This is a genomic window from Streptomyces sp. NPDC058579, assembly GCF_042718575.1.
Lineage (GTDB): Bacteria > Actinomycetota > Actinomycetes > Streptomycetales > Streptomycetaceae > Streptomyces.
In genome coordinates this window covers 52,639-76,781 of the sequence record NZ_JBHXPI010000026.1, presented here as the reverse complement: position 1 = coordinate 76,781, position 24,143 = coordinate 52,639, and the positions used below count along the sequence as shown (strand labels likewise).

Annotated in this window: 25 protein-coding genes; 9 read left to right on the top strand and 16 right to left on the bottom strand. The window is 71.4% G+C overall.

Translation table 11 applies throughout. From position 1 onward, the window contains the following. Positions 1 to 61: 61 nt before the first annotated feature. The 4 genes from ACFWRO_RS25355 to ACFWRO_RS25340 form a co-directional block, all read right to left on the bottom strand. Complete coding sequence (locus ACFWRO_RS25355) at positions 62 to 835, bottom strand: sulfite exporter TauE/SafE family protein (RefSeq protein ID WP_384513530.1); 774 nt, start codon at positions 833 to 835, stop codon at positions 62 to 64. Between the two features lie 90 nt (positions 836 to 925). After that, complete coding sequence (locus ACFWRO_RS25350; protein WP_362016481.1) at positions 926 to 1,855, bottom strand: SPFH domain-containing protein; 930 nt, start codon at positions 1,853 to 1,855, stop codon at positions 926 to 928. Positions 1,856 to 1,988: 133 nt separating this feature from the next. Then, the gene (locus ACFWRO_RS25345) at positions 1,989 to 2,417 is read right to left on the bottom strand and encodes an NfeD family protein (protein ID WP_384513528.1); all 429 of its coding nucleotides are present in this window, start codon (positions 2,415 to 2,417) and stop codon (positions 1,989 to 1,991) included. A 69-nt stretch (positions 2,418 to 2,486) separates the two neighbouring features. Continuing rightward, a complete protein-coding gene (locus ACFWRO_RS25340) occupies positions 2,487 to 3,278 on the bottom strand; it encodes an ABC transporter ATP-binding protein (RefSeq protein WP_384513526.1) in 792 nt (263 codons plus the stop codon). A gap of 164 nt (positions 3,279 to 3,442) precedes the next feature. Here ACFWRO_RS25340 and ACFWRO_RS25335 point away from each other — a divergent pair, with 164 nt between their 5' ends. Continuing rightward, positions 3,443 to 4,228, top strand: coding sequence for a hypothetical protein (locus ACFWRO_RS25335; RefSeq protein ID WP_384513524.1), 786 nt, complete (start codon positions 3,443 to 3,445; stop codon positions 4,226 to 4,228). A 160-nt stretch (positions 4,229 to 4,388) separates the two neighbouring features. Here ACFWRO_RS25335 and ACFWRO_RS25330 read toward each other — a convergent pair whose 3' ends face one another. The 3 genes from ACFWRO_RS25330 to ACFWRO_RS25320 form a co-directional block, all read right to left on the bottom strand. Continuing rightward, on the bottom strand, positions 4,389 to 4,631 hold the full coding sequence (locus ACFWRO_RS25330; RefSeq protein WP_384513522.1) for a chaplin: 243 nt from the start codon (positions 4,629 to 4,631) through the stop codon (positions 4,389 to 4,391). 147 nt (positions 4,632 to 4,778) lie between these two features. Further along, on the bottom strand, positions 4,779 to 5,423 hold the full coding sequence (locus ACFWRO_RS25325) for a response regulator (RefSeq protein WP_384513520.1): 645 nt from the start codon (positions 5,421 to 5,423) through the stop codon (positions 4,779 to 4,781). Next, complete coding sequence (locus tag ACFWRO_RS25320; RefSeq protein WP_384513518.1) at positions 5,416 to 6,561, bottom strand: GAF domain-containing sensor histidine kinase; 1,146 nt, start codon at positions 6,559 to 6,561, stop codon at positions 5,416 to 5,418. The genes ACFWRO_RS25325 and ACFWRO_RS25320 overlap by 8 nt, the downstream gene beginning before the upstream one ends. A 173-nt stretch (positions 6,562 to 6,734) precedes the next feature. Between ACFWRO_RS25320 and ACFWRO_RS25315 the strand changes: the two genes are divergently transcribed. The 3 genes from ACFWRO_RS25315 (at position 6,735) to ACFWRO_RS25305 (ending at position 9,638) form a co-directional block, all read left to right on the top strand. Continuing rightward, positions 6,735 to 7,508: an SDR family NAD(P)-dependent oxidoreductase gene (locus ACFWRO_RS25315; protein WP_384513516.1), complete on the top strand. Its 774-nt coding sequence runs from the start codon at positions 6,735 to 6,737 to the stop codon at positions 7,506 to 7,508. Then, on the top strand, positions 7,505 to 8,578 hold the full coding sequence (locus ACFWRO_RS25310) for an S-adenosylmethionine:tRNA ribosyltransferase-isomerase (RefSeq protein ID WP_384513515.1): 1,074 nt from the start codon (positions 7,505 to 7,507) through the stop codon (positions 8,576 to 8,578). The genes ACFWRO_RS25315 and ACFWRO_RS25310 overlap by 4 nt, the downstream gene beginning before the upstream one ends. A gap of 313 nt (positions 8,579 to 8,891) precedes the next feature. Beyond that, complete coding sequence (locus ACFWRO_RS25305) at positions 8,892 to 9,638, top strand: transglycosylase SLT domain-containing protein (RefSeq protein ID WP_384513513.1); 747 nt, start codon at positions 8,892 to 8,894, stop codon at positions 9,636 to 9,638. A 96-nt stretch (positions 9,639 to 9,734) separates the two neighbouring features. Here ACFWRO_RS25305 and ACFWRO_RS25300 read toward each other — a convergent pair whose 3' ends face one another. Continuing rightward, positions 9,735 to 12,293, bottom strand: coding sequence for an FHA domain-containing protein (locus ACFWRO_RS25300; RefSeq protein WP_384513511.1), 2,559 nt, complete (start codon positions 12,291 to 12,293; stop codon positions 9,735 to 9,737). 184 nt (positions 12,294 to 12,477) lie between these two features. Here ACFWRO_RS25300 and serB point away from each other — a divergent pair, with 184 nt between their 5' ends. Further along, positions 12,478 to 13,692 (top strand): phosphoserine phosphatase SerB, encoded by a 1,215-nt coding sequence (gene serB, locus ACFWRO_RS25295; RefSeq protein WP_384513509.1) that lies wholly within the window; start codon positions 12,478 to 12,480, stop codon positions 13,690 to 13,692. Positions 13,693 to 13,778: 86 nt separating this feature from the next. Here the strand turns inward: serB and ACFWRO_RS25290 are convergent, their stop codons facing one another. The 4 genes from ACFWRO_RS25290 to ACFWRO_RS25275 all read right to left on the bottom strand — a co-directional run bounded on the left by ACFWRO_RS25290 (position 13,779) and on the right by ACFWRO_RS25275 (position 16,366). After that, the gene (locus tag ACFWRO_RS25290; protein ID WP_384513507.1) at positions 13,779 to 14,330 is read right to left on the bottom strand and encodes a SixA phosphatase family protein; all 552 of its coding nucleotides are present in this window, start codon (positions 14,328 to 14,330) and stop codon (positions 13,779 to 13,781) included. 146 nt (positions 14,331 to 14,476) lie between these two features. Beyond that, the gene (locus ACFWRO_RS25285; protein WP_384513505.1) at positions 14,477 to 14,698 is read right to left on the bottom strand and encodes a hypothetical protein; all 222 of its coding nucleotides are present in this window, start codon (positions 14,696 to 14,698) and stop codon (positions 14,477 to 14,479) included. Between the two features lie 181 nt (positions 14,699 to 14,879). Further along, positions 14,880 to 14,996, bottom strand: a complete 117-nt coding sequence (locus ACFWRO_RS25280) for an SGM_5486 family transporter-associated protein (protein WP_261992078.1) — start codon at positions 14,994 to 14,996, stop codon at positions 14,880 to 14,882. Positions 14,997 to 15,013: 17 nt separating this feature from the next. Continuing rightward, positions 15,014 to 16,366, bottom strand: coding sequence for a CynX/NimT family MFS transporter (locus ACFWRO_RS25275; RefSeq protein WP_384513503.1), 1,353 nt, complete (start codon positions 16,364 to 16,366; stop codon positions 15,014 to 15,016). Positions 16,367 to 16,495: 129 nt separating this feature from the next. Between ACFWRO_RS25275 and ACFWRO_RS25270 the strand changes: the two genes are divergently transcribed. Further along, positions 16,496 to 17,221 carry a FadR/GntR family transcriptional regulator gene (locus ACFWRO_RS25270; protein WP_384513501.1) on the top strand — a complete coding sequence of 242 codons (726 nt, stop codon included), beginning with the start codon at positions 16,496 to 16,498 and terminating at the stop codon, positions 17,219 to 17,221. Here ACFWRO_RS25270 and ACFWRO_RS25265 read toward each other — a convergent pair. The 3 genes from ACFWRO_RS25265 to fabG form a co-directional block, all read right to left on the bottom strand. Next, entirely contained in the window at positions 17,154 to 17,570 is a 417-nt protein-coding gene (locus ACFWRO_RS25265) for a hypothetical protein (protein WP_384513499.1), read from the bottom strand. The two genes, ACFWRO_RS25270 and ACFWRO_RS25265, sit on opposite strands and share 68 nt — an antisense overlap. A gap of 162 nt (positions 17,571 to 17,732) precedes the next feature. Further along, positions 17,733 to 18,509, bottom strand: coding sequence for an enoyl-ACP reductase FabI (fabI, locus tag ACFWRO_RS25260; protein ID WP_384513497.1), 777 nt, complete (start codon positions 18,507 to 18,509; stop codon positions 17,733 to 17,735). Between the two features lie 2 nt (positions 18,510 to 18,511). Continuing rightward, positions 18,512 to 19,231 (bottom strand): 3-oxoacyl-[acyl-carrier-protein] reductase, encoded by a 720-nt coding sequence (gene fabG / locus ACFWRO_RS25255; RefSeq protein ID WP_384513496.1) that lies wholly within the window; start codon positions 19,229 to 19,231, stop codon positions 18,512 to 18,514. Between the two features lie 212 nt (positions 19,232 to 19,443). On the opposite strand from fabG, the gene ACFWRO_RS25250 reads away from it, so the two are divergent. The 3 genes from ACFWRO_RS25250 to tyrS all read left to right on the top strand — a co-directional run bounded on the left by ACFWRO_RS25250 (position 19,444) and on the right by tyrS (position 23,789). Then, positions 19,444 to 20,955, top strand: a complete 1,512-nt coding sequence (locus tag ACFWRO_RS25250; RefSeq protein WP_384513558.1) for a TldD/PmbA family protein — start codon at positions 19,444 to 19,446, stop codon at positions 20,953 to 20,955. A gap of 82 nt (positions 20,956 to 21,037) precedes the next feature. Next, positions 21,038 to 22,432, top strand: coding sequence for a metallopeptidase TldD-related protein (locus tag ACFWRO_RS25245; protein ID WP_384513495.1), 1,395 nt, complete (start codon positions 21,038 to 21,040; stop codon positions 22,430 to 22,432). A gap of 79 nt (positions 22,433 to 22,511) precedes the next feature. Beyond that, entirely contained in the window at positions 22,512 to 23,789 is a 1,278-nt protein-coding gene (gene tyrS / locus ACFWRO_RS25240) for a tyrosine--tRNA ligase (protein WP_384513493.1), read from the top strand. A gap of 72 nt (positions 23,790 to 23,861) precedes the next feature. Here the strand turns inward: tyrS and ACFWRO_RS25235 are convergent, their stop codons facing one another. Continuing rightward, positions 23,862 to 24,137, bottom strand: coding sequence for a GlsB/YeaQ/YmgE family stress response membrane protein (locus ACFWRO_RS25235; RefSeq protein ID WP_384513491.1), 276 nt, complete (start codon positions 24,135 to 24,137; stop codon positions 23,862 to 23,864). Positions 24,138 to 24,143 lie beyond the last annotated feature (6 nt).

Here is a 24,143-nt window from a genome sequence, read left to right as displayed (position 1 = left end):
GTACGCAGGTCTGTACGTCCGTAGGGCCCGTTCCTGTTGTCGGGGAACGGGCCTTTGTCGTTCAGCGGAGCAGTAGTTGCACGATCGCGACCGTGCCGATGGCGACGATGAAGCCGCGCAGGACCGGCGGCGGGAGGCGGCGGCCGACCTTGGCGCCGATCTGGCCGCCTATGGCGGAGCCGACGGCGATGAGGACGACGGCGGTCCAGTCGAATTCGGCGACGAAGAGGAAGAAGAGCGCGGCGATGCTGTTGACGATCGCGGCGAGGACGTTCTTGACGGCGTTGAGGCGCTGGAGGGTGTCCGTGAGGAGCATGCCCATGAGGGCGAGGTAGATGATCCCCTGGGCGGCGGTGAAGTAGCCGCCGTAGACGCTGGCGAGGAGCAGTCCGGTCATGAGGAGCGGGCCGCCGTCGGGGTCTCCCTCCTTGCCTTCACGTGCGCGGCGGGCCTGGACGGCCTTGGAGAGCCTCGGCTGGAGGATGACGAGGACCAGGGCGAGGGCGACGAGGACGGGGACGATGGTCTCGAACGCGCGGGGCGGGAGCCACAGCAGGAGGATCGCTCCGCCGAGTCCGCCGATCGCGGCGACGGTGCCGAGGCGCAGGATGCGGCGGCGCTGGCCCTTGAGTTCCTCGCGGTAGCCGATGGCTCCGCTGATGGAGCCGGGGATGAGGCCGAGGGCGTTGGAGACGGTGGCGGTGACCGGAGGGAGTCCGGTGAGGAGGAGGACCGGGAACGTGATGAGCGTTCCCGATCCGACGATCGTGTTGATGGTGCCGGCGCCGACGCCGGCCGCGAAGACTGCCAGGACTTCCCAGATGGACAACGCCATCTCCTTACAGGATCAGTGGCTCGCCTCCCCGCCCTGACGGCCGTCGGGGTCGAGGGGCTCGCACCGATCATGCACGATTACGTGTACGTGTCAGTCAACCGGGGGCTGTTCCCGGCGCTCCGTACCCGTGTTGAAGCCGGGTGCTCCACTGCCGAGGTTGCCGAAGGCGCCGGAGAGGCCCTTGAGCGCGTCACCGATCTCGCTGGGCACGATCCAGAGCTTGTTGGCGTCGCCCTCGGCGATCTTCGGGAGCATCTGGAGGTACTGGTACGAGAGGAGCTTCTGGTCCGGGTCGCCGGCGTGGATGGCCTCGAAGACCGTACGGACGGCCTGGGCCTCGCCCTCGGCGCGCAGGGCGGCGGCCTTGGCCTCGCCCTCGGCGCGGAGGATCGCGGACTGCTTCTCGCCCTCGGCGGTGAGGATCTGGGACTGGCGGATGCCCTCGGCGGTGAGGATCGCGGCGCGCTTGTCGCGGTCGGCGCGCATCTGCTTCTCCATCGAGTCCTGGATGGAGGTCGGCGGCTCGATGGCCTTGAGCTCGACGCGGTTGACGCGGATGCCCCACTTGCCGGTGGCCTCGTCGAGGACGCCGCGCAGGGCCGCGTTGATCTCCTCGCGGGAGGTGAGGGTCCGCTCCAGGTCCATGCCGCCGATGATGTTGCGGAGGGTGGTGACGGTGAGCTGCTCGATGGCCTGGATGTAGCTGGCGACCTCGTAGGTCGCGGCCCGGGCGTCGGTCACCTGGTAGTAGATGACGGTGTCGATGTTGACGACCAGGTTGTCCTGGGTGATCACCGGCTGGGGCGGGAAGGGGACGACCTGTTCACGGAGGTCGATGCGGTTGCGGATCGAGTCGATGAACGGGACGACGATGTTCAGGCCGGCGTTGAGCGTGCGGGTGTAGCGGCCGAACCGCTCGACGATCGCGGCGCTCGCCTGTGGGATGACCTGGATCGTCTTGATCAGTGCGATGAAGACAAGCACCACCAGAATGATCAGGACGATGATGATTGCTGACATCGTGTTCCCTGTGCCCTTCGCTGCCGGTTCGCTGGCGGGTGTGCCGGATGTGCCGGGTTGATCTGATGATCGAGTTTCCCAGAACGCGGGCCGTGGTGGGGGCCGTTCGGGCAAGAGGTCCGATGGTCACATGTCACATGACCACGGCGGTCGCTCCGTCGATGTCGACCACGTCGACCTGGTCGCCCGGTTCGAAGCTCTGGCCGGCGTCGAGCGCGCGCGCCGACCAGACCTCGCCGGCGAGCTTGATGCGGCCGCCGGCGCCGTCGACCCGTTCCAGGACGACGGCCTGACGGCCTTTCAGGGCGTCGATGCCGGTGGCGAGCCGGGGTGGTCCGTTGCGGTGCCGGGCCGCGATGGGGCGGACCACGGCGAGCAGCGCGACGGAGACGACGACGAAGACGATCACCTGCGCGACGATGCCGAAGCCGAGAGCCGCGGTCACGGCTCCGGCGATCGCTCCGACGGAGAACATGCCGAACTCGGGCATCGCGGTGAGGACGAGCGGAATGCCCAGTCCCACGGCGCCGATCAGCCACCAGACCCATGCGTCGATGTCCACGTGGTCATGGTAGGGCGGTGGGGTGGAGTCGGACAGGGCGCGGAGCTGTGCGGTCTCGGCGCCCCGCCGTCACTTCAGCGGCAGGCCCTGTGCGGTGTAGCGCTCGCCGTTGCGCTCGACGAGGAGCGGGAGGCCGAAGCAGAGGGAGAGGTTGCGGGAGGTGAGCTCGGTCTCCATGGGGCCGGCGGCGAGCACCTTGCCCTGACGGATCATCAGGACGTGGGTGAAGCCGGGCGCGATCTCCTCGACGTGGTGGGTGACCATGATCATGGAGGGGGCGTACGGGTCGCGGGCGAGCCGGCCGAGGCGGCGGACGAGGTCCTCGCGGCCGCCGAGGTCGAGACCGGCGGCGGGCTCGTCGAGGAGGAGGAGCTCGGGGTCGGTCATCATCGCGCGGGCGATCATGGTGCGCTTGCGCTCGCCCTCGGAGAGGGTCCCGAACTTGCGGTCCAGGTACTCGGTCATGCCGAGGCGGTCGAGGAAGGCGCGGGCGCGCTCCTCGTCGACGGCGTCGTAGTCCTCGTGCCAGGTGGCGGTCATGCCGTACGCGGCGGTGAGGACGGTCTGGAGGACGGTCTGGCGCTTGGGGAGCTTCTCCGCCATGGCGATGCCGGCCATGCCGATGCGGGGTCGGAGGTCGAAGACGTCGACCTTGCCGAGCTGCTCGTCGAGGATCTTGGCCGAGCCGGTGGTGGGGAAGAGGTAGCTGGAGGCGATGTTGAGGAGGGTGGTCTTGCCGGCGCCGTTGGGGCCGAGGATGACCCACCTCTCGCCCTCCTTGACCGACCAGGAGACATCGTCCACCAGAGCCCGTCCGTCGCGGACCACGGATACGTCCACCAGCTCCAGTACATCGCTCATGAGCGCGTTGTCTCCCCTTGCGGTCGAGTCGTGTCGTCGCCTTGCGCCGGTGGGCGCGGCGTCCAGGGAAAACCTACGCCACTGCCGGAGCGGGCCGGTCGTTAGGTCCGGATACTTCCCCGCAACGGCTCGGGGAGGCCCCGGGGCGCCCCTAGGCTTGGGGCATGCTTTCGGAACCACGCTCAGGACGGCTGGCCGCTTGGGGCAATGCCCTGTTGGCCGGATCGGTGTCGCCGGACGACGCGGCGCTCGCGATTGTCGGGGACGACGCGGTGCACCGTGTGGAGGGGCTTCCGGGCGAGGCGGGGCCGGTCGGTCTGACGCTGGCGCTCGGGCGGCTGCGGCGGCTCGGGGTCAGCGGGTGGCGGGTGGCGCTGCCGGCGCCGGGGCATCCGCTGGGGCTGAGCGGGCCGCCGGACTTCAACGCGCGGGCGCTGGAGGCGGAGGAGGCGGTGGTCGGTTTCGGCGCGCCGTACGGTCTCGTGCCGGAGGTCACGGAGGCGGGTCCCGTGGGTGACCTGCACGTGGAGGTGGTCTGGCGGTGTCTGACCGTGCGCGAGGCGCCGCCGGCGGACGTGCCGTCGCTCGGTGAGGCGGAGCGGGAGCTCGCGGAGGCGCTGCGCGAGGCGACGGCGGTCCTGACCAAGCTGGACGTGGCGGCCTCGGGCCCGCTGGCGGACGCGGCCCGTGACGCGTACCGGGCTCGGGCGGAGGCGGGCCGCGAGGTCCTCGCTCCGGGCTATCCGGCGCGTGCGGTACGGGTGTTGGAGCTGGCCCAGCGGATCGGCCTGCTGATCGACGTGGCGTACGACCACGGCCACGGCGGCGCGGTGAGCGCCTCGGAGATGGCGGCTCGGGGGGCTGCGCTGCGGCCGGTGGAGCGGGTGGCTCGGCGGGCGCAGGTGGCGGCGTACAACGCTTACGTGGAGGAGCGGGAACGGGAGCGGTGAGCGCTCGGGAGCGACGCCGACGGAGGGAGTCCGGCGCAGCGACCCGAAGCCCGCGAGGCGCCCCCGGCGCCTAGCGGTGCGAGGGTCGCGTCGAGAGCGGGACATGGAGCAGCCCGGCCGCCGGGGGATCGTCCGGGGCCGGGCTGGTCGGTGGGCGTCGTCAGAGGTTGACGGAGCCGTTTCCGAAGGCCGGGTTGAGCAGGCCGATCACGTTGACCGTGTTGCCGGTGGCGTTCACGGGGATGTGGACCGGGACCTGCACGAGGTTGCCGGAGCCGACGCCCGGCGACTCGAGGGCCTTGCCGTGCGCGTCCGCGCCGTGGGCGGAGGCGACACCCGCACCGGCGGCGACGATGCCACCCGCGACGAGGGTGAGGGCAGCGGCCTTCTTCAGGTTGTTCACTTCAGGATCCTCCTGGTCTTCGCTGCGGCCGGCCGCCGCAGCACGCCATGGAGAACGCCCCCGCGCCCGCCGGGTTGCGCCGAACGGGGGACATACACCCGACGGTATGACCATGGGAACGGAGTTGCCCCTTCCGTCACACCAGTCTCACCGGCTCAGGCCGTGCCGCACCGCCCACAGCGCCGCCTGCGTACGGTCCGCCAGGTCGAGCTTCATCAGGATGTTCGAGACGTGCGTCTTGACCGTCTTCTCCGAGAGGACGAGCGCCCGGGCGATCTCGCGGTTCGACCGGCCGTCGGCGATCAGGCCGAGCACCTCCTGCTCCCGCTCTGTGAGCGTCGTCCCGCGCCCCGTACCGCCGTGCCCGTCCTCCTGGGAGAGCAGCGCCGTCGCGACCTCCGGCTGGAGCAGCACGTGGCCCGCGTGGACGGAGCGGATCGCCCCGGCCAGGGCGTCCGGGTCCACGTCCTTGTAGACGTATCCCGAGGCGCCGGCGCGCAGCGCGGGGACGACCGTGCGCTGCTCGGTGAAGCTGGTGACGATGAGGACCTTCGCCGGGTTCGCCAGCTCGCGGAGCTTCCGGAGCGCCTCGATGCCGTCCATGCCCGGCATCTTGACGTCCATCAGGATCACGTCGGGCCGCAGCTCCTCCGCCCGTGCGACGCCCTCGGCGCCGTCGGAGGCCTCCCCCACGACCTCTATGCCGTCCTGGACCTCCAGAAAGGTCCGCAGGCCGCGCCGGACCACCTGGTGGTCGTCGACGAGCAGGACGCGGATGACGGTGTCAGCCACCGGGAACCTCCATCTCGATCGTGGTGCCTCGGCCCGGCTCCGACGTCACGGTGAGCGCGCCGCCGACGCCGCCCGCCCGGTCCCGCATGGAGACCAGGCCGAGGTGCCGGCCCGCCCGGCGGACCGTACGGGGGTCAAAGCCCTTGCCGTCGTCGGCGACGGTGAGCAGCGCGCCCTGGCCGTGCCGGACCAGGGAGACCGCGACCCGCTCCGGCTCCGCGTGCCGCAGCGCGTTGTGCAGGGCCTCCTGGGCGACCCGGAGCATGGCCTCCTCCTGGGCGGCGGGCAGGGCACGCACCCCGGAGCTCTCGAACGTGACCCGGGCGGTGTGGGCCCGGTCCAGGACCTGGATCTGCGTACGGAGGGTGTGGACGAGGCCGTCCTCGTCCAGGGCGGCGGGGCGCAGCTCGACGACGGCGGCGCGCAGCTCGTCCGCGGCCTCGGCGGCGAGCACGGCGACCTGCTGGAGCTCGCCCTTGGCGCGGGCCGGGTCGCGGTCGACGAGGGCGGCGGCGGCCTGGGCGGTCAGCCGGAGCGAGAAGAGCTTCTGGCTGACCGCGTCGTGCAGCTCGTGGGCGAGCCGCGAGCGCTCCTCGGCGATGGTGAGCTCCCGGCTGCGTTCGTAGAGCCGGGCGTTGGTCAGGGCGATGGCGGCGTGCTGGGCGAGGATCGAGAGCAGCTCCTCGTCCTCCTCCGTGAAGCCGCAGCCGCCCTCCGGCTTCGGGCAGCGCTTGTTGGCGAGGAAGAGCGCGCCGATGGTCTCGTCGCCGTCCCGGACGGGCAGGCCGAGGAAGTCGGACATGTCCGGGTGGGCGGCCGGCCAGCCCTCGAAGCGGGGGTCCTCGCGGACGTCGGCGAGGCGCTCGGGCTCGGCCTTGTGGAGCATCGACGCGAGGATGCCGTGCTGGCGGGGCAGCGGGCCGATCGCCCGCCACTGCTCGTCGCTGACGCCGTCCACGACGAACTGGGCGAAGCCGCCGTGGTCGTCCGGCACGCCCAGCGCCGCGTACTCCGCGTCGAGCAGCTCGCGGGCGGAGGCCACGATCGTCTTGAGGACGTCGCGCACCTCCAGCTGGCGGCTCATCTCCAGGAGCGCGGTGCTCACGGCGGCGAGGCCGGAGCTCGGTCGGTGACTCATGGAGCAACCGTACCGGTGGGTTGTGACAGTCCGTATCCGTCCGGGGACGGCGCTCTCCTAGGACCACGGGACTAGGCCGAAGTGCCTTGTGCGGTCGGGGCCCGCGGACGAGGCGGCGGGCCGGTCGGCGGTCGGAGGCTGGAGCCATCGGTTGCAGAGAGGGGATGGCTGTCATGACTGTCGCGATCATCACGGGGGCGTCGAAGGGGCTTGGGCGGGCGCTCGCCGGGGCGCTGGCCGGGCGGGGCTGGGACCTGGTGCTCGACGCTCGGACGGAGAAGGTGCTCCAGGAGAGCGCGGAGGCGGCACGCGCGCGTGGGGCGCGGGTCGTGGCGCTGCCCGGGGACGTGACCGACGCCGCGCACCGCCGGGAGCTTGTGGCGGCCGCGCGGGAGCTGGGTGGGCTCGATCTGCTGGTGAGCAACGCGAGCGCGCTGGGGGCCGAGCCGCTGGTGCGCCTGGAGGCGCTGTCGCCGGACGGCCTGCGGGCGGCCCTGGAGACCAACGTCGTGGCCGCGCTGGGTCTCGTACAGGAGGCGCTGCCGGTGCTGCGGGAGAGCGGGGCGGGGACGGTCGTGACGGTGAGTTCGGACGCGGCGGCCGAGGCGTACGAGACGTGGGGCGGGTACGGGGCGTCCAAGGCGGCGCTCGACCAGCTGGCGGCCGTGCTGGCCGTGGAGGAGCCGGGGCTGCGGGTGTGGGCGGTGGATCCGGGTGACATGGCGACGGATCTGTACGCGGCGGCCGTCCCCGGCGACGAGGACTCCCGGCCGGCTCCGGAGTCGGTGGTGCCGGGGTTCCTCGCGCTGCTCGACCGCAGGCCCGCGAGCGGGCGGTACGCGGCGACGGATCTCGCGGGCGTCGGGGCTGGCGGGATCGTCGGGACTGCCGGGACTGCCGGGGCCACCGGGACCCTCGGGGCGCTCCGGGCGGAGGGCGGTCGGTGAGCGTGCTTGAGAGCCTCGGGGTGCCCGCGGAGCTGTCGGCGCGGGTGCCGGCCGAGCAGCGCGGGGCCGGGCGGGGGCGGGACGACGTACGGCTGATGGTGTCCCGGGGCACGGAGGTGGCGCACCACGCCTTCCGTGAGCTGCCGGGGCGGCTGCGGGCCGGGGACGTGCTCGTCGTGAACACGAGCGCCACGCTGCCGGCCGCGGTCACCGGGCGGCTGGGGGCGGAGGGCGGAGGGGAGCCGGTCGTCGCGCACTTCTCGACGCGCGGGGACGACGGCCGCTGGGCGGTCGAGCTGAGGGCGCCGGACGGGCGGGGCAGTACCCGGCCGCGGCCGGGCGGTCCGGCGGGGGTGGTCGTACGGCTGCCGGGAGGCGCCGGTCTCGTCCTGGACGAGCCGCTGGCCCCCGGGGCCGCCCGGCTCTGGTGGGCGCGGGTGGACACGCCCGTACCGGCCCTGCTGGCGCGGTACGGGCGGCCGATCCGGTACGGGTACACGGAGCGGGACCAGCCCCTGTCCGCGTACCAGACGGTCTTCGCGCTGCCCTCCCCCGACGGCGCGGGCTCGGCGGAGATGCCGAGCGCCGGGCGGCCCTTCACGGCCCGGCTGGTGACGGAGCTGGTGAGCCGGGGGATCCAGTTCGCCCCGCTCACCCTTCATACGGGCGTGGCGTCGGCGGAGGCGCACGAGCCTCCGTACCCGGAGCGGTACGCGGTGCCGGCGGCCACGGCACGCCTGGTGAACGCGGCCCGGGCGGGTGGGGGCCGCGCGATCGCGGTGGGGACCACGGCCGTCCGGGCGCTGGAGTCGGCGGCGGACGACCGGGGTGTGGTGCGGGCCGCGGCGGGGTGGACGGACCTCGTGGTGACCCCGGCGCGCGGGGTGCGGGTGGTGGACGGGCTGCTGACCGGGCTGCACGAGCCCCGGGCCTCGCATCTGCTGATGCTGGAGGCGATCGCCGGGCGGCCCGCGCTGGACCGCGCCTATACCGAGGCCGTACGCGCGCTCTACCTCTGGCACGAGTTCGGGGACGTCCATCTCCTCCTCCCGGAGGAGGGCCCTCACTGAGTGCATTGCTCAAGCAACGTCTGGTGAGTTCGTTACATGCCCGATGTGAGCCCGGGCATAGGACCCAGGTCACTTACGAAGACCCCTAGTGGTTCCGAGATGGTGCCGAAACGGGCAGATGGGGACTGTATGGACGGGTCCCGGGTGGGTTTGGGTGGCCGGTGCACGGGTCCCTGATCCACTACCCGGGATCGTACGTCACACCTTTGCCACAGGATTTTGCTGCCGCTAAGAATTGCGTTCGTCGCCGCCGAGCAGGCGCAGCGCCGCCCCGGCCTGAGCGACCCCCTGCGATTCGAAGAGGTAGTCCTACATGTCTGCGAACACTCCCGGCAACTATCGCCTGAAGAAGACGCACAAGGCTTCCCTTGCCGGCGTTGCCGCCCTTGGCGCCGTCGCCCTCGGCGTCACCCTGGTCCCCGGCAACGCCGCCGCCGAGACCGAGCCCCAGGCGCTCAGCAACACGCAGCAGGTCGCTCTCGCCTACGACGCGAACAGCCCGCAGGCCAAGGCGCTGCACACCAGCCTCACCGAGCAGCAGAGCGCCCTCAGCCTGAAGGCCAAGGCCGACGCCGAGGCGAAGGCCAAGGTCGCCGCCGCGGCCAAGGCGAAGGCCGACGCGAAGGCCAAGGCCGACGCCAAGGCGAAGGCCGAGGCCAAGGCCAAGGCCGACGCGAAGAAGCGCGCCGCCGAGGCGAAGGCGGCCGCGAGCCGTGCCGCCGCCCGCAAGCCGGTCTTCGCGAACAACCTCGACGGCTGGATCCGCGAGGCCCTGTTCATCATGGACAAGCACGACATTCCGGGCACGTACAACGGCCTGCACAAGAACATCATGCGTGAGTCCAGCGGTAACCCGCGGGCCATCAACAACTGGGACATCAACGCCATCAACGGCGTCCCGTCGAAGGGCCTGCTGCAGGTCATCTACCCGACCTTCAAGGCCTACCACATCCCCGGCACCAAGTTCGACCAGTACGACCCGGTCGCCAACCTCGTCGCCGCCGCCAACTACGCGGCCGACCGTTACGGCTCGATCGACAACGTCAACAGCGCGTACTGATCCGTCCAGGCTTCCAGGACAGACGCCGAAGGGCGGCACCCCGTGCGGGGTGCCGCCCTTCGGCGTACATGGAGTCACGCGGTCACGGTGACGCCGTCACTTGCGCATGACCTCGGGCTCGTGGCGGCGCAGCAGGCGCGCCACGGCGAAGGCGCAGACGACGCCGATGAGCACCAGGACCGTGAGGTTGAAGCCCCACTGGCCGGCCGTGTGGTCCCACAGCGGGTCCAGGTTGGTCGGGTCCTTGGGGTCCCACGGCGGCATCAGGTGCGCGAGGTCCAGCGTCGAGCCCGCCGCGGCGATGGCCCAGCGCGAGGGCATCAGCCAGGCGAACTGCTCCAGGCCGGGCGATCCGTACACCTGGAAGAGGATGCCGGTGAAGACGACCTGGACGATCGCGAACATCACGAGCAGCGGCATGGTCTTCTCGGCGGTCTTCACCAGCGAGGAGATGACCAGGCCGAACATCATCGAGGTGAAGCCGAGCGCGATGATCGTGACGCAGAGCTCGACGGCCGGCGGCATGACCAGGCCCTCTTCTGGCAGCTCGCGGGTGGCGAAGCCGATGCCGCAGATGATCACGCCCTGGAAGGCGGTGATCAGGCCGAGGACGATGACCTTGGACATCAGGTACGCCGAGCGGGACAGGCCGGTGGCCCGCTCCCGTTCGTAGATGACCCGTTCCTTGATCAGCTCTCGTACGGAGTTGGCGGCGCCGCTGAAGCACATGCCGACCGCGAGGATCAGCATGATCGTGCCCGCGTCTCCGTTGAAGCGGGAGGGCGGGGTGGGCTTGCCGAGGCCGAAGTCGGCGGGAATGACGACCGAGACCGCGCCGAGGACGGCGGGCAGGATCACCATCAGGCCCAGGAAGCCCTTGTCGGAGGCGATCACCGAGGAGTAGCGGCGGATCAGGGTCCACAGCTGCGAGCCCCAGCCCTGCGGCTTGGGCGGCCTGGCCATCGCCTGCTGCGGCACCTGGACGGGCTGGGCGGCGACGGCGTCGATGTCCGCGGCGTACATCTGGTAGTGCTGCGAGCCCTTCCAGCGGCCCGCCCAGTCGTAGTCGCGGTAGTTCTCGAAGGCGGAGAAGACGTCGGCCCAGGTGGAGTAGCCGAAGAAGTTCAGCGCCTCCTCCGGCGGGCCGAAGTAGGCCACCGAACCGCCGGGCGCCATCACGAGCAGCTTGTCGCAGAGGCCGAGCTCGGCCACCGAGTGCGTGACGACGAGGACCGTGCGGCCGTCGTCGGCGAGGCCGCGGAGCAGCTGCATGACGTCGCGGTCCATGCCCGGGTCGAGGCCGGAGGTCGGCTCGTCCAGGAAGATCAGCGACGGCTTGGTGAGGAGCTCCAGGGCCACCGAGACACGCTTGCGCTGGCCACCGGAGAGGGAAGTGACCTTCTTCTCCTTGTGGATGTCGAGCTTCAGCTCGCGCAGCACCTCGTCGATGCGGGCCTCGCGCTCGGCCGGCGCGGTGTCGCCGGGGAAGCGGAGCTTGGCCGCGTAGCGCAGCGCCTTCTGGACGGTCAGCTCCTTGTGCAGGATGTCGTCCTGCGGGACCAGACCGATGCGCTGGCGCAGCTCGGCGAACTGCTTGTAGAGGCTCCGGTTGTCGTAGAGGACGTCGCCCTCGTTGGCCGGGCGGTAGCCGGTGAGGGCCTTGAGCAGGGTCGACTTGCCGGAGCCGGAGGGGCCGATGACTCCGATGAGCGACTTCTCCGGGACGCCGAAGGTGACGTCCTTGAGGATCTGCTTGCCACCGTCGACCGTGACGGTGAGGTGGCGGGCCGAGAAGGAGACCTCGCCGGTGTCGACGAACTCCTCGAGCTGGCCGCCGACCATGCGGAAGGTCGAGTGGCCGACGCCGACGATGTCGTTGGGGCCGATGAGGACGGAGCCGCCCTTGGCGATCGGCTGACCGTTGACGTACGTGCCGTTGTGCGAGCCGAGGTCGCGGATCTCGAACCGGCCGTCGGGCGTCGCGTGGAACTCGGCGTGGTGGCGCGAGACCTGGAGGTCGGAGACGACCAGTTCGTTCTCGAGCGCACGACCGATGCGCATGACGTGGCCCAGGGCGAGCTGGTGGAACGTCGTCGGGCTGCGGTCGCCGTAGACCGGTGGCGCCCCCGCGGCGCCGCCACCCTGGGCGGGGACCTTCGGGGCCGCCTGCTGGTGCGGGACCTGCGGCGGCTGTTGCTGCCAGCCCTGCGGCTGCTGGTGCTGCGGCTGCTGCGGCGGGGCCTGGTGCGTGGCCCAGTCGGCCTGCGCGGCGGCTGCCTGCTGGGCGTTCGGGGCGGCGTGGGCCGGCTGCTGCGCGGGCTGCTGATGGGCCGGCGCCTGCTGCTGTGCGGCCGTGGCGGCGAGATTCAGCCGCGGGCCGTCGGTCGCGTTGCCGAGGTGAACGGCGGAGCCCGGGCCGATCTCCATCTGGTGGATCCGCTGCCCCTGCACGAAGGTGCCGTTGGTCGAGCCGTGGTCCTCGATGACCCAACTCCGGCCGCCCCAGCTGATGGTGGCGTGTCGCCACGAGACCCTGGCGTCGTCGATCACCAGGTCGCCCTGCGGATCACGTCCCAGGGTGTACGACCTGGACGGATCGAGGGTCCAGGTCCTTCCGTTCAATTCCAGTACGAGTTCTTGCACTCCATGCCCCACTACTTGTCCCCCGATGTACCCCCGTCGACGGGGGCTTAGGGATGGCGAACATCGGGGGGAACTATTTCAGGCCGGACCCGTACTCCGAAAGTCGGGCCGTGTGAAGACCCCGCAGAGGGGTACCTGTCCGCCACGCGGGACGGGGTGACCGGTGGCACCCGGTGCCCGATACGGTGGAAGCACCATGAGCGCATCGCAGACCTCAGACGTTCCCACTCTTCTCGTCAAGATCTTCGGGAAGGACCGTCCCGGGATCACCGCCGGACTCTTCGACACCCTCGCCGCCTACTCCGTCGACGTCGTGGACATCGAGCAGGTCGTCTCCCGCGGCCGGCTCGTGCTGTGCGCGCTCGTCACCGAGCCGACCGTCGCCTCCCAGGGGGAGCTCCGGGCGACCGTGCACAGCTGGGCGGAGTCGCTCAAGCTCCAGGCCGAGATCATCTCCGGCACCGGTGACAACCGTCCGCGCGGCGTCGGCCGCTCGCACGTCACCGTGCTCGGGCACCCGCTGACCGCCGAGCAGACCGCCGCCATAACGGCGAGGATCGCCGAGAGCGGCGGCAACATCGACCGTATCTTCCGGCTGGCGAAGTACCCGGTGACGGCCGTCGAGTTCGCCGTCTCGGGCTGCGAGACCGGGCCGCTGCGGACCGCCCTGGCCACCCAGGCGCACGGAATCGGCGTGGACGTGGCCGTCGTCTCGGCCGGGCTGCACCGCCGCGCCCAGCGCCTTGTCGTCATGGACGTGGACTCCACGCTCATCCAGGACGAGGTGATCGAGCTCTTCGCGGCGCACGCGGGGTGCGAGGAGCAGGTCGCCGAGGTCACCGCGGCGGCGATGCGCGGCGAGCTGGACTTCGAGCAGTCGCTGCACGCGCGGGTGGCCCTGCTGGCCGGGCTCGACGCCTCGGTGGTGGACAAGGTCCGCGCCGAGGTACGGATGACACCGGGCGCCCGCACCCTGATCCGTACGCTCAAGCGGCTCGGCTTCCAGGTCGGTGTGGTGTCGGGCGGCTTCACCCAGGTCACGGACGACCTCAAGGAGCGTCTCGGCCTCGACTTCGCCTCGGCCAACACCCTTGAGGTGGTGGACGGGAAGCTGACCGGCCGGGTCACCGGCGACATCGTGGACCGGGCGGGCAAGGCGCGGCTGCTGCGCCGGTTCGCGGCGGAGGCGGGCGTGCCGCTCTCCCAGACCGTGGCGATCGGTGACGGCGCGAACGACCTGGACATGCTGAACACGGCCGGGCTCGGGGTGGCCTTCAACGCCAAGCCGGTCGTACGGCAGGCCGCCCACACGGCGGTCAACGTCCCGTTCCTCGACACCGTCCTGTACCTCCTGGGGATCACCCGGGAAGAGGTCGAGGCGGCGGACGGCGACGAGGATCTGCTGCACTGACCCGTCCTCGTACGGACGGCGGAAGGCCCGGTCACCGAGCGGTGACCGGGCCTTCGGCTCTCTTCCGGCCTCTGGGTGGGGAGGGATCAGTCGTGCGGTGCCCAGTAGTCGACCAGGGTGCCCACGCCGGGCTCCACGGACTTCCAGGAGCCCTGGAAGGAGACGACGGAGAAGGCGGCGGTCGGGAAGCCGCCCCGGTTCATCCGGACGAGCGAGTCGCCCTCGGCCTCGCCCACGAGGACCTCGGAGAGCGCGTGCATGCCGGGGTTGTGGCCGATGACGACGAGGGACCGCACGTCGTCGGGGACCTCGTTGAGCAGGGCGATCAGCTCGCCGGGCGAGGCCTCGTACAGCCGCTCCTCGTACACGGTCCTGGGGCGGTGCGGCAGCTCCTGCACGGCCAGCTTCCAGGTCTCGCGGGTCCTGGCGGCGGTCGAGCAGAGGGCCAGATCGAAGGCGATCCCGGTGTCGGCGAGCCTGCGGCCGGCCACGGGGGCATCCGTGCGGCCGCGCTCGGCGAGCGGGCGCTCGTGGTCGGACACCTGGGGCCAGTCGGCCTTGGCGTGCCGGAGCAGCACGATCCTGCGGGGTTCGGGGGATCCGGGGGATGTCCCTCCGGAAGACGCTGCGACGCTCATGGGTTCCAGCTTCCCATGAAACGGGCTGGCGGGCGCAGGGTGTTGGCCCGCCTGCGGGAGGTTGGAAGCGGGCCGGTGGGGGCGGACGGTGGGGGTGCGAGTGGGCGGCGGAGGCGTGCGGGGTCTGCCGGTGAAGGCAGGCGGGCTCAGTGGGGCAGCGACTGCTGGATCTGCTCCAGGAGGCGGCCGACCGTGGGGTCGCCACCGGCGGCGGGGCCGCCGCCCGCGCCCGCTATGAGCAGGAAGAGCGCGACGAACGCGGCGACCGGCAGGACCAGCGCCCACCAGGGCAGCCGGGTGTCGACGCCGGCGGCGGACGGGGACCCGACGGACGGGGACGGGGTCCTGGTGTGCGTACGGGCCGACATGGCCGCCTCCGTGGGTCGGGACGACGTCCGCAGCGGGTGACTGCGGCGATGTCTCCACGCTACGGAGCGGCGAGGTCCCAGCCCATCCGGTGATCCACCTACTTCACCCTGACACTCACCCCCTAGGGGATGGAGGGGTTAACCCCACCAACCCCACCACGAGTCGGACGGGGTCGGGGGATCACGGCGAGGCGATCGTGGCGATGACGGCGATGACGACCGAGATCCCGAGCATCGCGCCGAGCACGAGCAGGAGCTTCTTCTGGCCGTTCTGGGGGTTCGGGTCGAGCACTGGCATGGAGACAGTCTCGCATCTCAGCATTCGTCCTCGACGGTCCGGTCCCGTCCGGCGAGGGTGCCGATGATCATCTGCGGGATCATCAGCCCGGCCATCAGCGCGATGGGCAGGCCCCAGCCGCCGCTGTGCTGGTAGAGGACGCCGACGAGGAGCGGGCCCGGGATGGAGATGAGGTAGCCGACGCTCTGGGCGAAGGCGGAGAGCCGTACGACGCCGGCGCCGGTGCGGGAGCGCAGCCCGATCATGGTGAGGGCGAGCGGGAAGGCGCAGTTGGAGACGCCGAGGAGCAGCGCCCAGGCCCAGGCTCCCGCCGCCGGGGCGAGGAAGAGGCCGCTGTAGCCGACGAGGCCGCACAGGCCGAGGGCGATCGCGATCGGGCCCTGGGTCTTGAGCCGGGTCGCGAGGCCGGGGATGACGAAGGCGAGCGGGACGCCCATGACCATCGTGACGGCGAGCAGCACACCGGCCGTGCCGGCGGGGACGCCCGCGTCGCGGAAGATCTGCGGCATCCAGCCCATGGTGATGTACGCGCCGGTGGCCTGGAGGCCGAAGAAGGCGCCGAGCGCCCAGGCGGTGCGGCTCCGGGTGATCCGGAGCGGGGCGCTCGCGGAGGCGCTGCCCACCGCGCTGCCCACCGCGGCGCCCGCCGCGCTCCCGGCCCCCGGTCCCCCGGTCTCCGCCGCCGGCACGGTCGTCGCCGACCGCGCCCGGTCGCGGACGAGCGGGATCCAGGGCAGGACCGCGAGGGCGGCGAGGGCCGCCCAGAGGCCCAGCCCGGCCCGCCAACTGCCGCCGAGCGCCTGGGTCATGGGCACGGTCGCGGCGGCGGCAAGGGAGGTGCCGAGGGCGAGCGCCATCGAGTAGAGCCCGGTCATGGTGCCGACGCGGCCGGGGAAGTACCGCTTGACGATGACGGGCATGAGGACGTTGCTGACGGCTATGCCCATGAGGGCGAGGGCGCTGGCGGCGAGGAAGCCGACGGTGCCTGAGGCGAAGGGGCGCACGGCCAGGCCCGCGAAGATCGCCACCATGCCGGCGCAGACGACGGCCGAGGCGCCGAAGCGGCGGGCGAGGCGGGGCGCGGTGATGCCGAAGATCGCGAAGCAGAGCGGAGGTACGGAGGTGAGGACGCCGGCCACGCTGCCGCTCATGTGGAGCCCCTCGCGGACCTCTTCGAGGAGGGCGCCGAGGCTGGTGATGGCGGGGCGGAGGTTGACGGCGGCGAGCACGAGTCCGACGACGACGAGCCGGGTCACCCACAGAGTCGACCGGTCCTGTGCGGGAGAATCCGCGGTGGTGGCGGCCGTGCCGGAGGCGGGGGTACGGGCCGGCGGTACGGCGGTCGTGAGGGTCTTCGGCTCGTCAGGCATGGCGCCATCATAGAATCATGGGATGATTGGTTGTCCAATCTGGAACTCCCGTCCGGAACCATCCGGAAGCGGGCGACGAACCGATCCGGAACCGTCCGGACCCCTCCGGACCGAAAGACAAGGTGCTTCATGGCGCTCGGCTCTCCCCGGCGTTCCGGGCTCTCCGATCAGGTGATCACCGAGCTCCGGAACCAGATCACCTCCGGTGAATGGCCGGTCGGGTCCCGGATCCCGACCGAACCGGAGCTGGTCGAGCAGCTGGGCGTGGCCCGCAACACCGTGCGCGAGGCGGTGCGCGCGCTCGCGCACAACGGACTGCTCGACATCCGGCAGGGCTCGGGGACCTATGTGGTCGCGACGAGCGAACTGGCCGGAGTCATGCACCGCCGGTTCGCCGACTCCGACCCCCGCCACATCGCGGAGCTGCGCTCCACGCTGGAGTCCTCGGCGGCGGGACTCGCGGCACACCGGCGCACCGACCGCGACCTGAAGCAGCTGGACGCCCTGCTCGCGGGCCGCGAGGAGGCCTGGACCTCGGGCGACGCCGAGCGGTTCGTGATGGCGGACGGGGCCTTCCACCACGCGGTGGTGGTCGCCTCGCACAACGAGGTGCTGACCGAGCTCTACGCCGACCTCGGCCACGTCCTGCGGCAGTGGCTGCGCGACGACGTGGGCCAGGAGCTGCGTCCTGAGCACCACATGGACCACGCGCGCCTGGTGGAGGCGATCCGGGCCGGCGACGCGGAGACGGCGGCGGCGGAGGCGGCCGGCTATCCGTTCATGTGCCTCAGGGACCTGGGGCCGGTGGCGTGGGCGGGACCGATGACGGGGGCGGCCCGGCCGGCTGGTGCGTGAGCCAGGCGGACTTGACCTCCTTCCAGCAGCGGGCCGTGAGCTGGGCGTAGGCGGTCGCGCCGACGTCGACGGGCGCACTGTCGGTGTCCACGTCCCACCAGCGCTCGCACTCGACGTGCAGCCGGACGCGGTCGGTGGCCGGGTACGGGTTCTGGCAGTGGGCGGTGACGCGGGAGCCCTCGACGACCGTCCGGCAGGAGGCCCCGAAGTCCTCGGCGTCCCGGGCGACCGGCGCGGGTACCTCCTCGGTCGGGGCGGGGGCGGCACGGACCTCCGCGGCTATCCCGAGCCCGGTGAGGAGTACGGCGGCCGAGGCGAGAGCGGCGGCCCTGCGGTGCGGCACGCGCATGCCCGTACCTCCTCCCCATCAGTAGCCGGATATCCCGCTCTGGACCAGTCTGGGGTGGTTCGCCGGAGTTTTCGACTCGGGCGCGGGCCCTCGGGTACGACGAAGGCCGGGCGCCCCTGAGAGGGGCGACCCGGCCTTTCGTACCGCCGTACGGGTGAGTGCTCAGGCGCCGATCGCGTGCAGACCGCCGTCGACGTGGACGATCTCGCCCGTGGTCTTCGGGAACCAGTCGGAGAGCAGCGCCACGATGGCACGGCCGGCCGGCTCCGGGTCGGCGAGGTCCCACTCGAGCGGGGAGCGGTTGTCCCAGACCGACGCCAGCTCGGAGAAGCCGGGGATCGACTTGGCGGCCATCGAGCCGAGCGGGCCGGCCGAGACCAGGTTGCAGCGGATGTTCTGCTTGCCCAGGTCACGCGCCATGTAGCGGCTGGTGGCCTCCAGGGCGGCCTTGGTCGGGCCCATCCAGTCGTACTGCGGCCAGGCGTACTGCGCGTCGAAGGTGAGGCCGACGACCGAACCGCCCTCGTTCATCAGCGGCAGCACGGCCATCGTCAGGGACTTCAGCGAGAAGGCCGAGACGTGCATGGCGGTGGCCACCGACTCGAACGGCGTGTTCAGGAAGTTGCCGCCGAGGGCGTCCTGCGGGGCGAAGCCGATGGAGTGCACGACGCCGTCGAGCCGGTCGCCGAGGTGCTCGCGGACCTGGCCCTCCAGGCGCGCCAGGTGCTCGTCGTTGGAGACGTCGAGCTCCAGGACCTTGACCTTGTCGGGCTTGGGCAGCTTCTTGGCGATGCGCTCCGTCAGCGTCGGCCGGGGCCAGGCGGTGAGGATGATCTCCGCGCCCTGCTCCTGCGCCAGCTTCGCGGCGTGGAAGGCGATGGAGGACTCCATCAGCACACCCGTGATCAGGATGCGCTTGCCCTCAAGAATTCCGCTCATGGTCAGTGCCCCATGCCCAATCCGCCGTCAACCGGGATGACGGCTCCAGTGATGTACGAAGCGTCGTCGGAGGCGAGGAACTTCACCGCGGCGGCGATCTCCTCGGGCTGCGCGTAGCGGCCCAGCGGCACCTGGGACACGATGCCCGCGCGCTGCTCCTCGGTCAGCACCGCGGTCATGTCGGTGTCGACAAAACCGGGGGCGACGACATTGAACGTGATGTTGCGCGAGCCGAGCTCACGCGCCAGGGAGCGGGCGAAGCCGACCAGGCCCGCCTTCGAGGCGGCGTAGTTCGCCTGCCCAGCCGAGCCCAGGAGGCCGACGACCGAGGAGATCAGAACGACGCGGCCCTTCTTGGCCCGCAGCATGGCGCGGTTGGCGCGCTTGACGACCCGGAAGGTGCCGGTCAGGTTGGTGTCGACGACGGTGGTGAAGTCGTCCTCGCTCATGCGCATGAGGAGCTGGTCCTTGGTGACCCCGGCGTTCGCCACCAGGACCTCCACCGGACCGTGCGTCTCCTCGATCTCCTTGTACGCCTGGTCCACCTGCTCGCCGTCGGTGATGTCGCACCTGACGGCGAGGCAGCCCAGTTCGAGGAGGGCTGCCGGCGGCTCACCGGACCGGTACGTGATCGCGACCTTGTCGCCGGACTCGGCGAACGCGCGGGCGATGGCGAGGCCGATGCCCCGGTTGCCTCCGGTGACGAGAACCGAGCGGCTCAACGGATCACCCTTTCGATCTTTCAGCGGTCTGGATACCGAAAACCTATCGGTCCGGCCTCGGCCACGAGGGATCGCCCCCTGACAGTGGCGTACGAATGTCACTGTCGGGTCCCTACATAAAGCTCTGGGCGTGGCGGCCCGAAGCGCGACATGATCAGGGGCGACCGGTCTCATACGAACAGGAGACAGCTGTGCCATCTGGGACCCATTCCATCGACGCGGCCTTCACGGCGCTGCCGCTGCGGGCGCTCGCCGACGCCGCGCTGGCACGCGCGCGTGCCCTCGGCTCCGAACACGCGGACTTCAGGCTCGAGCGGGTGCGCAGCGCCTCGTGGCGGTTGCGGGACGCCAAGCCCTCGGGTTCCTCCGACACCACGGACCTGGGCTACGCGGTGCGGGTGGTGCACGGCGGGGCGTGGGGGTTCGCCTCCGGGGTGGACCTGACCATGGACGGAGCGGCGCGGGTCGCCTCGCAGGCCGTCGCCATGGCCAAGCTGTCGGCGAAGGTGATCGCCGCGGCCGGCTCCGACGAGCGTGTGGAGCTGGCCCAGGAGCCGGTGCACGCGGAGCGGACCTGGATCTCCTCGTACGAGATCAACCCCTTCGACGTACCGGACGCCGACAAGAGCGCGCTGCTCGCCGACTGGAGCGACCGGCTGCTGCGGGCGGACGGCGTGGCGCACGTGGACGCCTCGCTGATGACCGTCCAGGAGAACAAGTTCTACGCGGACACGGCGGGCACGGTCACCACCCAGCAGCGGGTCCGGCTGCACCCGCAGCTCACGGCGGTCGCCGTGGACGGGACGACGGGCGAGTTCGACTCGATGCGGACGATCGCGCCGCCGGTCGGGCGGGGCTGGGAGTACCTGACCGGCACCGGCTGGGACTGGGACGCGGAGCTGGAGTCGATCCCGGGGCTGCTCGCGGAGAAGATGCGCGCGCCGAGCGTGGAGGCGGGGACGTACGACCTGGTGGTCGACCCGTCGAACCTCTGGCTGACGATCCACGAGTCGATCGGGCACGCGACGGAGCTGGACCGGGCCCTCGGCTACGAGGCGGCGTACGCGGGGACCTCGTTCGCCACCTTCGACCAGCTGGGGAAGCTGGCGTACGGCTCGTCGATCATGAACGTGACGGGTGACCGCACCGCCGAGCACGGCCTCGCGACGATCGGGTACGACGACGAGGGCGTCGAGGCGCAGAGCTGGGACCTGGTGAAGGACGGCACGCTCGTCGGCTACCAGCTGGACCGGCGGATCGCGAAGCTGACGGGCCTCGGCCGGTCGAACGGCTGCGCGTTCGCCGACTCCCCCGGGCACGTGCCCGTGCAGCGGATGGCGAACGTCTCGCTCCAGCCGGACCCGGGCGGGCTCTCCACCGAGGATCTGATCGGCGGGGTCGAGCGCGGCATCTACGTGGTCGGCGACCGCTCGTGGTCGATCGACATGCAGCGGTACAACTTCCAGTTCACCGGGCAGCGCTTCTTCCGCATCGAGAACGGCCGGCTCGCCGGGCAGCTGCGCGACGTCGCGTACCAGGCGACGACGACGGACTTCTGGGGCTCGATGGAGAAGGTCGGCGGCCCGCAGACGTACGTCCTCGGCGGCGCGTTCAACTGCGGCAAGGCCCAGCCGGGCCAGGTCGCCGCGGTCTCCCACGGCTGCCCGTCCGCCCTCTTCCGGGGCGTCAACATCCTCAACACGACGCAGGAGGCGGGCCGATGAGCGCGCGCCACATGATCTGCCGGGGGTCCGGAGGGCGCTCCCCGGGCAAGCACAGTCTCAACACGACGCAGGAGGCCGGTCGATGAGCTCGCGTTCCACCAAGCCGTACGAGATCGTCGAGCGGGCGCTCGAACTGTCGCGGGCGGACGGCTGTGTCGTCATCGCCGACGAGGAGTCCTCCGCCAACCTGCGCTGGGCGGGCAACGCGCTCACGACGAACGGTGTCACCCGGGGCCGTACGCTCACCGTCGTCGCCACCGTGGACGGCGCCCAGGGCACGGCCTCGGGAGTCGTGTCGCGCTCGGCGGTGACCGCCGAGGACCTGGAGCCCCTGGTGCGGGCCGCGGAGGCCGCCGCCCGGGCCGCGGGGCCCGCCGAGGACGCGCAGCCGCTGGTCGAGGGCGTCGACGCCTCCCCGGACTTCACGGACGCGCCGGCCGAGACGAGCTCCGCCGTCTTCACCGACTTCGCGCCCGCGCTCGGCGAGGCCTTCGCCCGCGCCCGGGCCGGTGGCCGCGAGCTCTACGGCTTCGCCCACCACCAGCTGACCTCCAGCTACCTCGGTACGTCGACGGGGCTGCGGCTGCGCCACGACCAGCCCAACGGCACCCTTGAGCTCAACGCCAAGTCCCCGGACCGCTCGCGGTCCGCGTGGGCCGGGCGCTCCACCCGGGACTTCAAGGACGTCGACCCGGCGGCGCTCGACGCCGACCTGGCGAAGCGGCTCGGCTGGGCGGAGCGCAGGATCGAGCTGCCCGCCGGGCGGTACGAGACGCTGCTGCCGCCGACCGCGGTCGCCGACCTGCTGATCTACCAGCTGTGGTCCTCGGCGGCACGGGACGCGGTGGAGGGCCGGACGGTCTTCTCGAAGCCGGGCGGCGGCACGCGCCTCGGTGAGACGCTCTCCCCGCTGCCGCTGACGCTGCGCAGCGACCCGAACGAGCCGGGTCTCGAATCGGCTCCGTTCGTCCTCGCGCACGCCTCGGGCGACGACTCCTCCGTCTTCGACAACGGTCTGCCGCTCGCCCGGACCGACTGGGTACGGGAGGGCAGGCTGGAGCACCTCATCACCACCCGGCACACAGCGGGGCTGACCCGCCTGCCCGTGGCTCCCGGCCCGGGGAACCTGATCCTGGACGGCGGCGGGGAGCAGTCCCTGGACGACATGGTCGCCGCCACCGAGCGCGGGCTGCTGCTCACCTGCCTCTGGTACATCCGCGAGGTCGATCCGGCGACGCTGCTGCTGACCGGTCTGACCCGGGACGGCGTCTACCTCGTGGAGAACGGCGAGGTGGTGGGCGAGGTGAACAACTTCCGGTTCAACGAGTCGCCGGTGGACCTGCTGTCGCGGGCCTCGGAGGCCGGCCGGACCGAGAAGACGCTGCCGCGCGAGTGGAGCGACTGGTTCACCCGGGCGGCGATGCCCGCGCTACGGGTGCCGGACTTCAACATGAGCTCGGTCAGCAAGGGTGTCTGACCTCCATGTCTGACCTCCATGTCTGACCCCCATAGACTGGGGTCGGCGTGACGACCATCAATCAAGGAGACCGAAGATCGTGACGGACATCGTCGACGAGCTGAAGTGGCGCGGGCTGTTCGCCCAGTCCACCGACGAGGACGCACTGCGCAAGGCTCTCGCGGACGGTCCGGTCACGTTCTATTGCGGCTTCGACCCGACCGCGGCCAGTCTCCACGTCGGTCACCTGGTCCAGGTGCTCACCGTCCGCCGGCTCCAGCAGGCCGGTCACCGGCCGCTGGCGCTGGTCGGCGGGGCCACCGGCCAGATCGGCGACCCGCGCCCGACGGCCGAGCGCACCCTGAACGACCCCGAGACGGTCGCGAACTGGGTGAACCGGCTGCGGAGCCAGATCGAGCCCTTCCTCTCCTTCGAGGGGGAGAACGCGGCGGTCATGGTGAACAACCTGGACTGGACCGCGGGCCTGTCCGCGATCGAGTTCCTGCGGGACATCGGCAAGCACTTCCGGGTCAACAAGATGCTGACCAAGGACTCCGTGGCCCGGCGCCTGGAGTCCGAGCAGGGCATCAGCTACACCGAGTTCAGCTACCAGCTGCTTCAGGGCATGGACTTCCTGGAGTTGTACCGGCGGTACGGCTGCACGCTCCAGCAGGGCGGCTCCGACCAGTGGGGCAACCTGGTGGCGGGGCTCGACCTGATCCACAAGATGGAGCCGGGGGCGCACGCCCACGCGCTCGCGACGCCGCTGATGGTCAAGGCGGACGGCACCAAGTTCGGCAAGACCGAGGGCGGGGCCGTCTGGCTCGACGCGGAGATGACGACGCCGTACGCGTTCTACCAGTTCTGGCTGAACGTGGACGACCGTGACATCTCCACGTACATGCGGATCCTGTCCTTCAAGTCCCGCGCGGAGCTGGAGGAGATGGAGCAGCTCACCGCCGAGCGGCCGCAGGCGCGGACCGCGCAGCGGGCGCTCGCCGAGGAGCTGACGACGCTGGTGCACGGCGCCGAGCAGTGCGCGGCCGTCATCGACGCCTCGAAGGCGCTGTTCGGGCAGGGCGACCTGGCCGAGCTGGACGAGGTCACGCTCGCCGCGGCGCTCTCCGAGCTGCCGCACGCGCGCGTGACCGGGCTCGGGCAGGTCGTGGACCTGTTCACCGAGGTCGGTCTCGCGCCGAGCAAGTCGGGCGCGCGCCGCACGGTGAAGGAGGGCGGGGCCTACGTGAACAACGTGAAGGTGACCGCCGAGGACGCCGAGGTGGCGGCGGACGAGCTGCTGCACGGCCGCTGGCTGGTGCTGCGCCGGGGCAAGAAGAACCTGGCGGCGATCGAGCTCGTGGCCGGCGCGGAGGGCTGACGCCCCCTGGCGGTGACGGTAGGTACGGCGGAGGCCGGTACGCGCAGGACGCGCGTACCGGCCTCCGTGCTGTCAGGCTCGTTGCTTGTTGCCGCGGATCGTGGTCCACAGCATGTCGCCCAGGCCCACCACGACGACCGCACCGACGAGTTGGAGCAGGTGGCGGGTCCAGTCGATGCCCTTGGTGTCCTCGACACCGATCCAGCCCGCGACGGCATTGCCGAGAATGCTGCCGAGAATGCCGAAAATGGTCGTCAGCCACAGGGGGATCTGCTGCTTCCCCGGAATGATCGCCTTGGCGATCAGACCGAGGACGAACCCCACGATGATTGCCCACAACCAGCTCATGCTCGC